The 15804-nt window shown below is 36.1% G+C and carries 17 protein-coding genes; 4 read left to right on the top strand and 13 right to left on the bottom strand.

Annotation, left to right across the window (positions count from 1 at the left end):
• Positions 1-391 precede the first annotated feature (391 nt).
• Positions 392-904 (top strand): DUF6141 family protein, encoded by a 513-nt coding sequence (locus BAQ49_RS03500; RefSeq protein ID WP_071744207.1) that lies wholly within the window; start codon positions 392-394, stop codon positions 902-904.
• Positions 905-1127: 223 nt separating this feature from the next.
• Here the strand turns inward: BAQ49_RS03500 and BAQ49_RS03495 are convergent, their stop codons facing one another.
• The 5 genes from BAQ49_RS03495 to BAQ49_RS03475 form a co-directional block, all read right to left on the bottom strand.
• The gene (locus BAQ49_RS03495) at positions 1128-1967 is read right to left on the bottom strand and encodes a YitT family protein (RefSeq protein ID WP_071744206.1); all 840 of its coding nucleotides are present in this window, start codon (positions 1965-1967) and stop codon (positions 1128-1130) included.
• Between the two features lie 503 nt (positions 1968-2470).
• On the bottom strand, positions 2471-3823 hold the full coding sequence (locus BAQ49_RS03490; RefSeq protein WP_084667321.1) for an MFS transporter: 1353 nt from the start codon (positions 3821-3823) through the stop codon (positions 2471-2473).
• Between the two features lie 40 nt (positions 3824-3863).
• Positions 3864-4556 (bottom strand): LutC/YkgG family protein, encoded by a 693-nt coding sequence (locus BAQ49_RS03485; RefSeq protein ID WP_071744204.1) that lies wholly within the window; start codon positions 4554-4556, stop codon positions 3864-3866.
• 1 nt (position 4557) lies between these two features.
• On the bottom strand, positions 4558-5970 hold the full coding sequence (locus tag BAQ49_RS03480) for a LutB/LldF family L-lactate oxidation iron-sulfur protein (RefSeq protein ID WP_071744203.1): 1413 nt from the start codon (positions 5968-5970) through the stop codon (positions 4558-4560).
• Positions 5967-6695 carry a (Fe-S)-binding protein gene (locus tag BAQ49_RS03475; RefSeq protein ID WP_071744202.1) on the bottom strand — a complete coding sequence of 243 codons (729 nt, stop codon included), beginning with the start codon at positions 6693-6695 and terminating at the stop codon, positions 5967-5969. Before BAQ49_RS03475 ends, BAQ49_RS03480 begins: the two co-directional genes overlap by 4 nt.
• A gap of 183 nt (positions 6696-6878) precedes the next feature.
• On the opposite strand from BAQ49_RS03475, the gene BAQ49_RS03470 reads away from it, so the two are divergent.
• Positions 6879-7751 carry a LysR family transcriptional regulator gene (locus BAQ49_RS03470; RefSeq protein WP_071744212.1) on the top strand — a complete coding sequence of 291 codons (873 nt, stop codon included), beginning with the start codon at positions 6879-6881 and terminating at the stop codon, positions 7749-7751.
• A 344-nt stretch (positions 7752-8095) separates the two neighbouring features.
• Here BAQ49_RS03470 and BAQ49_RS03465 read toward each other — a convergent pair whose 3' ends face one another.
• From BAQ49_RS03465 to BAQ49_RS32740, 3 genes are all read right to left on the bottom strand, one after another.
• Positions 8096-8374 carry a 2TM domain-containing protein gene (locus BAQ49_RS03465; protein WP_071744211.1) on the bottom strand — a complete coding sequence of 93 codons (279 nt, stop codon included), beginning with the start codon at positions 8372-8374 and terminating at the stop codon, positions 8096-8098.
• Positions 8375-8535: 161 nt separating this feature from the next.
• A complete protein-coding gene (locus BAQ49_RS03460) occupies positions 8536-9177 on the bottom strand; it encodes an ATP F0F1 synthase subunit alpha (protein WP_071744201.1) in 642 nt (213 codons plus the stop codon).
• 69 nt (positions 9178-9246) lie between these two features.
• A complete protein-coding gene (locus tag BAQ49_RS32740) occupies positions 9247-9399 on the bottom strand; it encodes a hypothetical protein (RefSeq protein WP_165616025.1) in 153 nt (50 codons plus the stop codon).
• A gap of 69 nt (positions 9400-9468) precedes the next feature.
• Here BAQ49_RS32740 and BAQ49_RS03455 point away from each other — a divergent pair, with 69 nt between their 5' ends.
• Positions 9469-10500, top strand: a complete 1032-nt coding sequence (locus tag BAQ49_RS03455; protein WP_071744200.1) for a S66 family peptidase — start codon at positions 9469-9471, stop codon at positions 10498-10500.
• A 206-nt stretch (positions 10501-10706) separates the two neighbouring features.
• Positions 10707-11102 carry a DUF3224 domain-containing protein gene (locus tag BAQ49_RS03450; protein WP_071744199.1) on the top strand — a complete coding sequence of 132 codons (396 nt, stop codon included), beginning with the start codon at positions 10707-10709 and terminating at the stop codon, positions 11100-11102.
• Positions 11103-11333: 231 nt separating this feature from the next.
• On the opposite strand, the gene BAQ49_RS03445 is transcribed toward BAQ49_RS03450, so the two are convergent.
• The 5 genes from BAQ49_RS03445 to BAQ49_RS03425 form a co-directional block, all read right to left on the bottom strand.
• The gene (locus tag BAQ49_RS03445; RefSeq protein WP_071744198.1) at positions 11334-11711 is read right to left on the bottom strand and encodes a hotdog family protein; all 378 of its coding nucleotides are present in this window, start codon (positions 11709-11711) and stop codon (positions 11334-11336) included.
• Positions 11712-11795: 84 nt separating this feature from the next.
• The gene (locus tag BAQ49_RS03440) at positions 11796-13043 is read right to left on the bottom strand and encodes a DUF1015 domain-containing protein (protein WP_071744197.1); all 1248 of its coding nucleotides are present in this window, start codon (positions 13041-13043) and stop codon (positions 11796-11798) included.
• Positions 13044-13056: 13 nt separating this feature from the next.
• Positions 13057-14229 (bottom strand): 3-phosphoglycerate dehydrogenase family protein, encoded by a 1173-nt coding sequence (locus tag BAQ49_RS03435; protein ID WP_071744196.1) that lies wholly within the window; start codon positions 14227-14229, stop codon positions 13057-13059.
• A 12-nt stretch (positions 14230-14241) separates the two neighbouring features.
• Positions 14242-15324 (bottom strand): 3-phosphoserine/phosphohydroxythreonine transaminase, encoded by a 1083-nt coding sequence (gene serC / locus BAQ49_RS03430; protein WP_071744210.1) that lies wholly within the window; start codon positions 15322-15324, stop codon positions 14242-14244.
• 207 nt (positions 15325-15531) lie between these two features.
• Positions 15532-15723, bottom strand: coding sequence for a DUF378 domain-containing protein (locus BAQ49_RS03425; RefSeq protein ID WP_000670797.1), 192 nt, complete (start codon positions 15721-15723; stop codon positions 15532-15534).
• Between the last annotated feature and the right edge of the window lie 81 nt (positions 15724-15804).

Here is a 15804-nt window from a genome sequence, read left to right as displayed (position 1 = left end):
TTGGAATACAGGGTTCAAGCCGCTTAAAGTATTTTTATTATTTCCACTGTCTACTTGACAGGGAGCTGTTCAGACTAAACTAAGCAGAGGATATTACGTTCAATATATGAGCATATATCCTCTTTTCTTATAAACATTAGATTACTTATACAGATAATAAAAATAAAACTCTATATGTATACCGAATCCAGAAAAGTTTGTATAATTTAGATAACTAACGTATCTCGTAACGGAAAGCGTTGTGAGGTCTTTAGACTGAGCTTTAATTGCTTTAGGCGTGCAGTGCTATGAGAGTACAAGAGGTTCTCATAGAGAATAACAACAAAGGATACATATTACTGGATCAAAAAGGATGCCCTGTAATAAATCATTTAGGAGGTGACGATTATTAATGAAACAACAAGAACGTATTATCTTTCGTGAGGTTCAGCGACCACAACAAATTTGGGTATGGATACTCATATTGGGGATTTCCGCACTGATGTGGTATGGATTCATTCAACAAATTATCCTTGATACCCCGTTTGGAGATAAACCAGCTCCCAATGGTGTGTTAATTGCTTTGTGGTTGTTTTTTGGGATTGCCTTTCCTGTATTAATGCTTGGGGTATTGAAGCTAATCATAGAGGTCCGTGAAAAAGGTCTTTATGTTCGTTTTGTTCCTTTTCATTTTCAATATAAACAGTACCTTTTCAAAAATATACGTCACTATGAAAGCATTACTTACAGTCCACTAAAAAGATTCGGAGGATGGGGAATTCGTTTTAACCTTAAGGGTGAAACGGCCTATAATATGAATGGAAAGAAAGGTATTGAGTTAAAGTTGAAATATAACACAGTGGTAATCGGCACTCAAAAACCGGACGAATTAAAAAAAGCATTGGACTCGGCACAAAAAGCATAATGAAAATTAATCGTCAACAAACGGGCATCATTGTGGAATAAGAAAGGACATTACATATTTAGTCATATAAAATATATAATGTCCCTGAATTTATTTGTTTTTTTAAAATTTAGGTCTTGATAATTAAGTGATCAAAATAGATTCTCATATTTTCGCATTAAGATTATTTCAATAAAAAATATTGCTCATTTTCTGCCTTTTTAAAAACTAATTCTAATTCTTATTAAGCCTTAGAAATATCAACAAACCCTTCTCCAAACACATCACGAACATCGTGTATAGCGATGAACGCAGCCGGATCCGTAGTTTGAACAATCCGCTTTAGCTTCACTACTTCTTGCTTATTAATAACAATATAAAGAATTTCCTTCGGAGTTTTCGTGTAATAGCCATGACCTGAATACACAGTAACCCCTCTGCCCATTAAGGTAGTCACCTTCCCGGCAATTTCATTCGGGTTATCAGAAATAATCGTAATGGCCTTTTTCGGATTCAAACCTTCGATTACAAATTCCATTACTTTCGTTCCTACATATAGCATAATAATCGTCAGCATCAGCTTTTCTGCACCAATGATGAAATACGATGAAAAAGCAACGATTAAATCGAAAAACAGTAGACCGTAACTAATACTCCATCCTAAATACTTATGCGTCATTCTCGCTAAGATAGTAGTACCTGCTGTCGTTCCACCAACGCGAATGATGAGACCAATCCCGCACCCGATAAATATTCCACCGAAAATAGCATTTACGAGCATTTCATCAGAAGTAATCGTCCATCCTTCTGTCAAATGAAGAAATAGTGAGTTGGTAACTACAGCGATAATCGTATAAATTGTTGTGATCTTATTTAAAAATTTATAGCCGGCTATTAACAAAATCGCATTTAAAATTAGATTGACTAAACCTGGTGACCACTCAAATAAATAGTAGGTAATAATCGTGATACCTGTTACCCCGCCCTCACCAAATTCATTCGGAATAACAAACAAATTGACACCTAACGCAAAAAGAAATGCACCAATAATAATAAAAATAATGTCTGTCGTTCTTTTTTTCATAAAGTACCTCACTTCTTATGTAAATATTTCTTCAGATATAAACTCTCACCATTATATCGTGGAATATTCAAATCGAACAGTGGTTTATTTTTATTTTAATATAGGTTGATAAATCAACTTTTTCCTATTTCCACATGTAATTAAAAAAAGATAACAACTGTATTTATTATGTGCTACAAATAAAATTTTGATTTCACATGCAATTCACGCTAAAAAATGAATAGGAACACTTACTCGCACAAACTTTGAATAAAAACATCACGCAATCCAAAATTCTACGGTAAATAAAAAGAGAGCATTTTGAAAAAAATTAATCCAAATACTTTCTTTTTGCTTGGTTAATCATTTCTCTTTATTTCTTCCGAGCAATGAACTCTTTTCTTCAAACAAAAAAACTCCACTACATTTGCATACTTAGTATGCGAATTCAGGAGTTTTTTTCATTTACTACTATTCGGATTCACTTCAAATGCATATAACTCATTTTTTATAGCTTACTTTACTCATTCAAAATTAGCACGAGGTTCCTCTAACCCTTTCTTACTTCTCCAGTTAAATAAGCTTTCAGTCTTCGTTTGCTGCCCTGGTCTTACAAACAACATTGCCCCCATTGCAATAGCGGCCAAAATAGCAGCTACGATAAACATAGAAGGATAGCCATAACTTACAACTAAGTATCCAGTTAAAGTCGGGGCTAAGATTGTCGCGATATTAGCGATGAAATGCATAATTCCACTATATGTTCCTGAATAAGCAGGAGCTGTATCAACAATAATTGCCCAAAATAATGAACTCGGTAAAAAAGCAAACGCATTTCCAAGCGACATAAGCGCTAATACAGCTACATAATTGTCCATCGCGGGAATGAAACTAAAACAAATTGCTGTAAGAAATAAAGAAATAATTGGTAACCCTGTTCGAGCTAAACGAAGATTCCCTGTTTTACGTAAAATACGATCAGATAGCTTCGCCCCTAGCGGCAATGTTATACAAGCTCCAAGCCAAGGAATCATCCCAAGATACCAAAGGGAAGATAATTGAAAATGGAATACATCTTGCAAATATTTCGGTGTCCAAGTTAATATTAAAAAATTGATATATTGGAAGCAAAAATATGCTAGCGTAACCATAACGAATGTCGGAACTTTAAAAAAGGAGTACCATGGCTCTTTTGGAATTTCTTTCTCTGCTTTTACGGATTGAAGCACACCTTCCGTACTTCGTATTTCAGCTAGTTCTTCTTTTGTCACTCGTGGATGATCCTCAGGCATATTCTTAAAAGTAAAATACCAAATAATCGCCCATACAATCCCAATTGTACCAAGGATAAAAAACATTACTTTCCAACTAGTGAAAGATAGTAAGAAGACCGCTACAGGTGCAGTTAATACTGCTCCTAACGGAACGCCAACAAAACCAAGGGATGTTAGAAAAGCTCTTTCTTTTGGAGCTGCCCAGTTTGCTGCTGTCTTATTCGAAACCGCGAAAGATGGCCCTTCTGTTAATCCAAATAAAACGCGGAAGATAGCAAATCCTATTAAAGCAGACCCTCCAAAGACAGCAATCCCTATTTCTCCAGCAAAAGCGGTCGCAATTTCAAAAATAGACCAAGCGGTTGCTGCTATGATCCATACAAATTTCGGCCCCTTTTTATCTGAAAAAATACCTCCTAATAAAGAACCAATCATGTAACCGTAACCAAAATACCCTAATATAGCTCCCCACTCCTTCGGGTCAAAGCCATATTCTTTTATAATGAAAGACTGCGCATAAGCGATGGCCCCTCGATCAATATAATTCACCATCGTAATAAACGTGAGCATTGTAAAGACATAATAACGAAATTTATTCTTCATCAAAATCCCCACTCCCCCTCGTATTCTTTTGTTGTTCTCTCTAATCCTTTAATAGAATGACATGAACCTTTCCAGGGCCATGAACTCCAAAAGCTAATTCCATCTCAATATCACCTGTCCGGCTAGGCCCAGTGATAAAATTAATACAGGCGGGTAATCCATTCAAAACCTGTTCATGAACTCTAGTTACCCCTTCTGTTAAACGTCTATAAATTGTATGTTCTGAGAGAATCGCAACATAAACTGCTGGCAAAACGCTAACTAAACGTCCACGTCCACCACCATTCCATAAAACAACTGTTCCAGTCTCAGCGAGTCCCATTTCGGCATATGTAATTCCCATATCCACTTGAGCTGCATAATCCCGTAGTTCTCTTTCACCTTCTTTACTTTGCCAAATTCGATGAGAAACGAAATTTCCTGTTAAATGCTTTCCTATTTCAAGCTGATGTAATCTATCATCATCCCAATACAACGCAGATTGAACATTAAATTTATGTACAACGTACTGAAGTGCACTCTCTATTTCTGAACGGTGTATATGACTTACTTCTGTATGTAAAGTATGCAAGTTTGCAATAAACTGCTCTATTAAACTTTCGTGATCTATCTCTTTAGGAAAGTGGCTGAGTGGATCATTTTTCCATCTGGGAGGAGTTACCCCCGAGCGACGTTCTCGGTTTAGTTTACGTGCGATATTGTTTAAAAAAGATTGTTGTACATCTGTATTCATATTATGAATCCCTCTTTTCTTTTTTCCACCAATCACGGAATGATTGCTTCGCAGGTTTTGGAAAATCTCTACTTTCTGTCCACCCTTTTAATGGGCCTGGGCCATTCGCAATATAGCCATCTTTTGCAAATATTGATAAACCTGTGTGTGCCATTTTAATAGCTTTCTCATAAACGAATGGATGCCCCGCCATAAACGTGAAACCTTTAAAGGCCAGCTGTTCAAATTTCGTTATAAACCCTTGTTCCACCACATCTTTACGATGTTCAATGAGAAGGTCATGTAATGGAATTTTCACGGGGCAAACATCTGTACATGCTCCGCACAAACTTGATGCAAAAGGTAATTCTTTTAATTCTTCATATCCTTCTAATAAAGGAGCTAGTACTGCCCCAATTGGTCCGCTATAAACACTTCCATAAGCATGCCCCCCAATATTACGATACACAGGACAAACATTTACACAAGCTCCGCACCTTATACACTTTAATACTTCTTCATAAGCAGTTCCTAAAATATCAGAACGACCATTATCTAGAATAATTAAATGAAATTCTTCAGGTCCATCCATATCTTCATGTAAACGCGCCCCATTAATTCCAGTTACATAAGATGTAACCTTTTGGCCTGTAGCACTTCTTGTTAACATTGAAACGACTACATCAAGATCTTTCCACGTCGGAACAAGGCGTTCCATCCCCATAATCGCAATATGAACTTTTGGCAATGTCGTAGTAAGGCGAGCATTTCCCTCATTACTTATAAGAACAACTGATCCAGATTCCGCTACCGCAAAGTTACAACCGGAAATACCAATATCAGCTTCTAAAAACTCTTTACGCAATTGCTCTCTAGCAAATTGTAGTAATTGATTCGTATCAACTGGGATCTTTCTTCCAGCTTCCTTAGAAAAAAGCTCTGCTACTTGTTCCTTTGTCTTATGAATGGCCGGAGCAATTAAATGGGATGGAGCTTCTCCAGCTAATTGAATAATATACTCCCCAAGATCAGACTCTACTACTTTCACCCCTATCTCTTCTAAGTTTTTATTAAGGTGTATTTCTTCTGAAACCATGGACTTTGACTTAATTACCGATTTCGCTCCTTTTTTTCTTGCGATTTCAGAAACATAAGATACGGCATCTTCTGCTTTGAAAGCGAAATGAACATGCCCCCCCTTTTTTCGAACATTAGTAGCTAATTGTTCCAAATAACTATCTAAATTTTCAATTGTATGCATCCGAATTTCAGATGCTGCCTCACGCCATTCTTCAATATTCCCTAATTCATGTATAGCTTGTTCTCGTCCCATCCGAAGCCTATCTTGTGTAAATGGAACCGCACTTCTCATCTGCGGATTGTGCAACGCTTTATCTACTCTTTTCAAAAATCCTTGTTCCCCCGCCACACTCATTTATTCAGCCCCTTTGCCAGTACTTCTGCTACATGTAACACTTGAATATTTTTATTTTTCCTGCGCAATCTTCCTCCAATATTCATAAGACATCCCATATCTGCTCCAATTAAGAGATTTGCTTCTGCCGCCTCAATATGTTTTATTTTTTCATCAACCATCGTTTCAGAAATCGAGCTCATTTTTACTGCAAAAGTACCGCCAAACCCGCAGCAATCTTGGCAATATGGTAATTCTTTTACATCTAGACCTTCTACTTGCGATAATAACTTCAGTGGTTCCTCTTTTATCCCGAGCGCACGACTCATATGACAAGATTGATGGAAAACAGCTTTCTCAACCAACTTAGATTTCCAATCACTTTTTCCAAGTACATTCACTAAAAAATCCGTCAACTCATACGTTCTATCCGCTAAATGAACCGCTTTTTCATACCATTCACTATCATCTTTAAACATCTCTTTATAATAAAGATGAACCATGCTAGCACAAGAACCTGAAGGAGTCACAATATATTCACTATGTTCAAACGCTTTGATCATTTGCTTTGCTGCTAGTTTTGCTTCTTCTTGATATCCGCTATTGTAAGCTGGTTGCCCGCAACAAGTCTGTCCTTCAGGGAAATCTAGTTCCACTCCACATTGATTCATAATTTCTACGACACTCTTACCCACTTGAGGAAAAAACACATCTGATAAACAAGTAATAAATAACGAAACTTTCATAAAAATCCCCCCTCAAAGCGATACAATCTATTTTTAAGTTATTCCTTTTCTAAACAGAATTTTAAATTTTTAGAATTTTCTATTTTTAAAACTTTTTGTTTATGATATCATGTGGGATATTATATGAAAACTATCTATAAGGTTGTTTTTGTATACAAAAATGGTATAGAAAGGGACTTTGACATGGATATAAGAAAACTTCGTTACTTTATTGTAATCGCTGAAGAAAAACAACTTACCCGTGCTGCCCACCGACTTCATATGGCACAGCCACCTCTAAGTAGGCAACTATCGCTACTAGAACAAGAATTATCAGTAAACTTATTTGAAAGAAACGGTCGAAATATGCATTTGACTGAAGAAGGAAAAATTTTATATACGAAAGCCAAAAACATTATTCATCAATTAGAAGAAACCATTACGGAGATTAAAGATACCGGTGAAGGGCTAAGGGGCAATCTATCTATTGGAGCATTTCATTCTTGCATTCCTTTTCTCTCTGAAAAAATCCGCTATTTTCAAGATAACTATCCAAATGTGAACTTAAAAATATGGGAAGGTGGCCCTTTATACTTAATAGAGCAATTAGAAAAGCGGTATATCGAACTTGCTATCTTGCGTACACCCTTTAATAAAGATGTTTTTTCTAGCATTTGTTTATCAAAGGAACCTTTCGTATTAGTCATGCCCGCTAAATGGGAACTATATCATTCACACCTCCCAATCCCTCTAACCGAATTAAGTCATATTCCCCTTTTACTTTTACATAAAGATAAAGAAAACAGCTATCATCAGCTCGTCATCGATGAATGCAAGCACCTTGGTATAAAATTAAACATAGCATGTGAATGTCCTGACTCAGCATTTATTCTTATGCTTATCATGACTGGAATCGGTGCCTCTATCTTGCCGAAAAGCGCTGTATCTCATATCCCGCAAGAATTTATAAAAATAGTAGATTTAATAGATTTCCCCTATCAGTCCGAATCATCGATTATATGGCTGAAGGATCGGAAGCTTTCTAAAAGAGCTCAACGATTTATAGAATGTACATGAATAAACCTTAGAAGTGTAGCGATAGATCTCTTCGCTTCTCCATCGCTATTACCTCGTTTATAAAATTATTTCTTCTATTATTATCATTGGACATGTTATATTTGCCGCTTATGTGAATACGAGAATGACTCATTAATCCTTCTAAAAAAAAAACAAAGACGCGAAGTCATAGAAGAGACTTCGCGTCTTTGTTTTTTTAAAGAGATTTATATGAATGGAAATCCTCCGTAAGGTCTTTACCACGAGCGTCACACCTCACTGCTTTCTATCCCATTTTCCTAAACAGACGTAGAACAATACCCCATCCTCAGTATTATTTTGAAAATAGAATGATCAAAACGGATTCACTTATCTTTCTCCATATATTCTTTAATCTTTCGTTCTTCCCACTCTTTTCCGAATATCCCAAATGGAAAGGTTGTCAATCCGTGTATAACGATACCAATCCCCCAACCTGCAAGTGGATATAAAAACCATAATTTACTTGAATCAGAGCTTATATTTATAAAAAAAAGCATTAAGTTCACTAGTATATAAACCGTTAAATGAATGTAAAACGCTTTTAAATTCTCCATTCTTTTTTTAGCCCGTAAATAAACCTCATCTCGCTCCGATCTAAACATCATATTCTAATAGAAAATCCCTTATTCTCAAAAAAACACAAAATAAAAAATACCCATCAAATTGTCATACACATGATAATTTAATGGGTAATGCATGATACATTTAGTTTTTACATTAATTGTTTAGAGTAAATTGCAAATAACGACTTATACTCGCCTTATTAAGACCAAATCCAAACATCATCATTATTTTCAACGTTGCTCTTTACCTCATAAACCTTTTCAATATGATCCGTTGTGTTCCAGTTAATAGAACTTCCGCCCCAACCTACATACTTCATATCAATTTTCACTTTCTCACCCGTATTAAATACTTGTCCCTCCGTTAAGAAAACATCAATAATAACTTTCTTCCCGTTTAGCGATGGATACTCAACTACGACATATATAGTAACACCGTCTCCCTCATCTTCCATCGTTCCTACTTTTGATACCTCCCCAATTACATAATCAGGAGAACCGTCTTCTTTCATGTGCATACCTAACTTGTTTGATGTATTTTCAACTGCGGTTGCAACCATATATTCTGTAAAATTACGCATCATAGATCCAGTAGCTTTTACTTCATCTCCTACTTTCACGTTTGAAAGAGAATCTATATACACACTAACAGGTTCTTCGTATTGCTTAGATTTTACGACAATCACACCGTTATCTACTTCTACTACTCGTCCTTCTAACGTCGAGAAATTCGATTCAATAGAAGCTGCATTCGCTTTTGTTACTTCTAATCCTGGTAAATTCGTTCCTGATAATGCTGCAATTCCTAAAGCACCTGCTAAAATTGATTTTTTCATACCCATTATGAAACATCTCCATTCATGATGATTTTATTTGTTTGATTTGATACGCCCGACCTGTAACTATTACAGTTACGGGTTATAAGGAATAACGACCATCTTTCTCATGCAATGTTGCATACTGTACTTTTTAAATATAAAGCGGTTTCCCCTATATTCAGCACTACTGCTAAATTCTTGCATAACAGCAGGTAAACGGAATGATGATGAAGAAAATAATGTCATGCGTCATATTTTTCAATGCTACAGTTTGTATAATCGTAGTCCATTAAATTATGTAGGAGCGGAGTTAAAATGTTAATAAAACCAAACCGATTACAGCCAGGGGATATCGTGGCGACAGTAAGTCCTTCATGGGGCGGTGCAGGTGATTCTGAAATAAGGTGGCGATATGAGCAAGGAGTAAAAAGATTAGAGGAAGTTTTTGGTCTTACGGTTACTCCCATGCCAAATAGCTTAAAAGGTAGCGAATACCTTTATAACAATCCAGAGGCCCGTGCGGAAGATTTAATGACAGCATTTAAAGATACGCGCGTGAAAGCAATTATTGCGAATATTGGCGGTGAAGATAGCATTCGCTTACTTCCCTATATAGATTTTAATGTGATACGTGAAAACCCGAAAATTTTTATGGGATACTCTGACGTTACTATTTCACATTTATTTTGTCATAAAGCAGGTCTTTCCTCTTTATACGGTCCGGCAATTTTGACCGACTTTGCCGAAAATGTAGAAATGGATCCATATACAATTGAAATGGTAAATCGAACTCTCTTTTCCAATGAAACGATTGGCGAGATTCAACCAGCTCATGAATGGACGAGTGAGCGTTTAGAATGGATTGAAATAAATAAGGATACAAGACGTACGATGCAGCAAAACAATGGATATGAGGTACTTCAAGGCTCTACCACTGTACAAGGGCGTTTAATTGGTGGTTGTATAGAAGTATTGGAATTTGCAAAAGGAACGGAGCTTTGGCCTGAGAAAAAACATTGGGAGGATAGTATTCTATTCTTTGAAACTTCTGAAGATCATCCAGAACCAAGTTATATAAAGTATTGGTTACGAAATTATGCAGCGCAAGGCATTCTGCAAAAAGCAAACGGTATCATCTTCGGTAAACCGAAAGATGAACAATATTATGAAGAGTATAAACATGAAATACTGCAAGTTATGAAGGAACATCATTTAGAAGATTTGCCGATTCTTTACAATTTAAATTTTGGCCATACTGAACCGAAGTTTATTTTACCTTACGGCGCGATGGCAGAAATTGATTGTGAAAATAGATCTTTCTCTATTTTGGAAAGTGGAGTGAAGTGAAACTTTAAATAAGTAGAGCCATAAGTTTTATAATTATGTTTTCCTGATCCTATTTTTCATTTTAGGGAGTATTTTATTTTGTTAGCTTAATAGCGATATGGCAGGACTCAAATAATAAAAACACTCCTATGAGATATGACTCTGAATTGGTACTTTTTAAATGATATGGAGATTACTTACCTAATGATAAAGGGGGATTTACGTGTATGGAAATAACATTTACAGTAAGTAAATGGGATGAAAAACCAATTGATGATACTAGAAAAGATTTCCCTATTAATATTGCTCATGTTGAATATGATATTGATGGTGAATTAAAAGGAAAAGCTTTTGTTGAATACTTATTATATTATTTAGACTCAAATATAAATGATGGTCACTTGGCTACTGCTAAAATTTCTGGTTTTTTACACTTTGAAGGAATTTATAAGGGGCAACAAGGGACATTTACAGCTATAGAGCAAGGTATATTGGATAAAGGAAATTTAGATTCCCCAGGAACAATTATCAAAGCTACCGGTAACTTAGAAGGTCTGAGAGGATCCTATAATTATCAGTTTACAGGTCAAACTAGTAAACTAATTTTAGAGTTTGAATTTTAGCAAAATATCCTATGATTTAGTGGAAAGGACATTTCTTGTAATACTAGGAATGTCCTTTTTGTTGACGAGCTTATTCAACTATTTTCTAATAGTTAAGAAAAGAACAGAGTATATTACATAACGTCTTATTATCAGTATTCAACGATACATAAAATTTTCGTTATGGGGGGGAATTAAAACTCTAAGCCTGAGAGGCATGGCCCCCCACTTATTCATTACTTTTCCTACCAATTAAAGAATAATCCCCGAAAAACTCCCCTTCATAACTTCTTTTTCAAGTTGATTCTTACATGTAAACATCGCAATAATTTTTGTGCGATTTTTTTCATCGGGCTCAAATTGTTCAATGGTTACATCACAACGAATGGTATCACCACTAAAAACAGGACGTAAAAATTCAAAATCCATCTTGCGAGCTAATACGTTATGATCACCACCGACTTTCGTAGGCAGTGTTGATGTTAAAAGTCCTTGTACAACAAATCGACCTTGTTCATCTGGTGTAACATGGTGGATTCCCTCATCCTTAGATACCTCTGTAAATAAAACAACATCTTCTTTTGTAAAAGTTCGTTCAAAGGTGATTTTTTCGCCTACTTGCAATTTCATCGATACTCCTCCTCAAAAACACTTTTAAAATAAGAAAAACCGAAACTAAAAATCATTTCGGTTTTTCACTCTAAAGAAGTCTATTTATTTTAATGAATGAACAAACAACCCACTGCGCAGTTTCGGTTCAAACCACGTTGATTTTGGCGGCATAACTTCCCCTGCATCTGCGATTGCTAATAAATCATCCATTGACGTCGGATATAACGCGAATGCAGCTTTATATGCACCGCTGTTCACAAGACGTTCTAGTTCTTCTAGCCCGCGGATTCCACCGACAAAATCGATGCGTGAATCAGATCGCGGATCATGTATTTCAAGCACTTGGCTTAATAAATGATCTTGCAGGATAGATACATCTAAACCTCTAACGAGATCATTCGCATCAAATGTTTCCTCTTTCACAGTAAGCTTATACCACTTCTCGTTTATATACATGCCAAATGATTTTGGCTCATTTGGTTTATATGGAGAAACATTTGCTTCTTCTACATAAAAGTACTGCGCGATTTGCTTTAAAAACTGTTCTTCAGATAAGCCATTTAAATCTTTCACAACTCGGTTATAGTCCCAAATTGATAATTCATCGTGAGGGAATAAAACGGATAAGAAGAAGTTAAATTCCTCTTCTCCTGTGTAATTCGGATATTGTTCTCTTCGCATAAGTCCTACTTTTGCAGCTGATGCAGAGCGGTGATGTCCATCTGCAATATAAAGATTAGGAATATCTTCAAATGCGTTTACTAAATCCGCAATTACATCTTCATCTTCAATCTTCCAAGCAACATGCCTAACGCCATCTTCTGCTGTAAATGTATAGATTGGCGCATGTTCTTCTTTCCAGCTTGCGATGATACGTTTCACATCTTCTTTTGTACGATACGTTAAAAAGATAGGACCCGTATTTGCATCACACACATCTACGTGGCGAATACGATCTAGCTCTTTTTCATGACGCGTTCTTTCATGTTTTTTAATTGTATCATCTTCATACTCGTCAATAGATGTACAAACGACAAGGCCTGATTGTGTTCGTCCTTGCATCGTCAGTTCATAAATGTATAGTGCTGGCTCTTCGTCTTGAATGAACACTTCTTCTTGTATAAATCGATTTAGATTTTCACCTGCTTTTTCATATACGCGATCATCGTATGGTGAAAGTGCCGGATCTAAATCGATTTCTGCTTTATCGACATGTAAAAAAGAATATAGATTCCCTTTTACAACTTCTCTTGCCTCTTCACTATTTAATACATCGTAAGGTAAAGCTGCGACTTCCACTGCTTTTTCTTCTACTGGACGAATAGCCCGAAACGGTCGGATTTTTGCCAAGTTCCTCTCTCCTTTACACAATCATTCGAACGGCTACAACACCTGTAATTTTGCTTATATTTTCCACAATATTCTCTTTTATTATATCATCAATTCCGTTATCAATATCAATCATTGTGTATGCCCAAGAATGTTTACTACGATTAATCATATCCGCAATATTAATATGATGTTCTGCTAAACATCCTGTAATTTGTCCTACCATGTTCGGAACGTTTTGATGCATTATTGTAATACGTTTCTTTCCTATATACGGCAGTTCGACGTTTGGATAGTTTACTGAATTACGAATATTTCCTGTCTCTAAATATTCACGTAATTGACGTGCTGCCATGACCGCACAATTTTCTTCCGATTCAGATGTAGATGCACCAAGGTGAGGCGTTGCTGTTACATTTTTCATCTTTATAACATTTTCATTTGGGAAGTCCGTTACGTAATGTGTAATAATATCTTCTTCTAACGCTTTTTGAAGAACCTTTTCATCCACAAGTTCCCCTCTAGAGAAATTGAATAGACGCATACCTTTTTTCATCTTCTCTACAGCGTGTTCACCAATAATTCCCTTCGTTTGATTCGTAAGAGGAATATGCAGTGTAATATAATCACATGTTGCAAAAATTTCATCTAAACTAAATGCTCTTTGTACATGTGTAGAAAGGCGCCAAGCTGTTTCTACTGAAATGTAAGGATCATATCCGACAACATCCATTCCTAAAGCTAGCGCATCATTCGCAACTAAAGCACCGATTGCACCAAGGCCAATAACCCCTAAACGTTTCCCCGCAATTTCTGATCCAACAAATTGTTTTTTCCCTGATTCAACTAGCTGAGGTACTTCTTCACCCTCTAGATTTTTCGTCCAGCTTACGCCATTAATAATGTTACGTGAAGACATAATAAGACTTGCGATAATGAGTTCCTTTACTGCATTGGCATTAGCTCCTGGTGTATTAAATACTACAATCCCTTTTTCTGTACATCGCTCGACAGGAATATTATTTACACCAGCACCAGCTCTTGCAATCGCCTTTAAGTCTTTTGAAAACTCTTCTTGATGTAAAGAATAGCTGCGAAGTAAAATGCCATCTGGGTATTCCATTCTATCCCCTACTTCATAACGCTCTCCGCCAAGAACTTGCAAACCTTTTTCTGCAATTTGATTTAACGTTTGAACACGAAACATATCCCCATCTCCCTATCTATTCTCAAGCTCAAATTCCTTCATATAATTCACTAATTGCTGCACACCGTGTGCTGGCATCGCATTGTAAATACTTGCACGCATACCACCTACTGAGCGATGTCCTTTTAGCGTAACAAGGCCGCGTTCTTTCGCTTTTTGTAAAAACTCACTGTTCAGCTCTTCTGACGGTGTTGTAAACGGAATGTTCATAAGTGATCGATACGTAGGATCAACTGGTGAAGTAAACAATTTTGATTCATCTAAGAAATTGTAAAGAAGTGAAGATTTCATTCTATTTTGTTCTTCAATCGCAGATACGCCGCCTTGCTCTTTCAACCACTCTAATACAAGTTTCGTTACGTAAATACTAAAGGATGGCGGTGTATTATATAAGGAGTTATTTTTGCTGTAAGTTTCATAGTTTAACATTGTAGGACAAGAGCGATCTGCTCCTCCAATTAAATCTCTTTTTATAATCGCAATCGTTAAGCCCGCTGGCCCTAAATTCTTTTGCGCACCCGCATATATAAGACCAAACTTCGAAACATCATATTGTTCTGATAAAATATTTGAGGACATATCCGCAACGAGCGGTACTTTATCTACATGTGGAATATCCACATATTTTGTCCCCTCAATTGTATTGTTCGTTGTAATATGTACATAATCTAGTTCTTCATCATTTGGTAAATCATCCATTTTAGGAATCGTAGTAAACTTCTCTTTTGCAGAAGAAGCAATCACTTGTACTTCCCCTACTTTTTCGGCTTCTTGCAGCGCCTTTTTAGACCATGATCCTGTCAGTACGTACCCAGCTTTTTTATACGTACTCATTAAATTTAACGGTATCATTGAGAACTGTAATGACGCACCGCCTTGTAAAAACAATACTTCATACTCATCAGGAATGTTCATTAATTCACGAAGTAAGTTACTCGCTTCATCTATAATACTTTGGAAATAAGAAGATCTATGGCTCATTTCCATAACAGACATGCCTGTCCCGTTATAATTTACAAGCTCCTTTTGCACTTTCTCTAAAACTGGCAAAGGGAGTATAGATGGTCCTGCTGAAAAATTATACACTCTCTCCATCACCCGGATAACCTCCCTATTTCTCATTCGATTATTTTTTAAACTTTCTGAATTATAACCTGAAATATAATATATGGTCAATTTGTTTTCTATTATTACAGCGCAAGACGCGATGGAATCGCTTGCAAGTGCAGACTTTTTTATAAACATACAAAAAAGTGTTAAGTACATAATCGTACTTAACACTCTAGTAATAAAGTATAATAGCTACTTACTCGTAAAGAACCGATCAAAAATTTGATAAATAGCTGAAAGACCAAAGAGCCAATAAATGGTATCCACAAGCGCCGGCATAGAACCAAACCATTCCTCAACTACATTGTAATCTAACGCCACAAACAACCAATTCAAACCGCCAAGAATCACCAGTATTACTGTAAGGTAAGACAAAAATTTCATTATGATTGCCCCCTAGGTGATAAGATGGTGAAAGGCCTTTCACTAAAATATATGTAATAGATTCTAAAACTTACCTATTTT

The organism is Bacillus proteolyticus (assembly GCF_001884065.1).
In the GTDB taxonomy this organism is placed as follows: Bacteria; Bacillota; Bacilli; order Bacillales; family Bacillaceae_G; genus Bacillus_A; species Bacillus_A proteolyticus.
The sequence above is the reverse complement of the archived record's forward strand: the minus strand, read 5'-3'. Positions and strand labels throughout refer to the sequence as shown.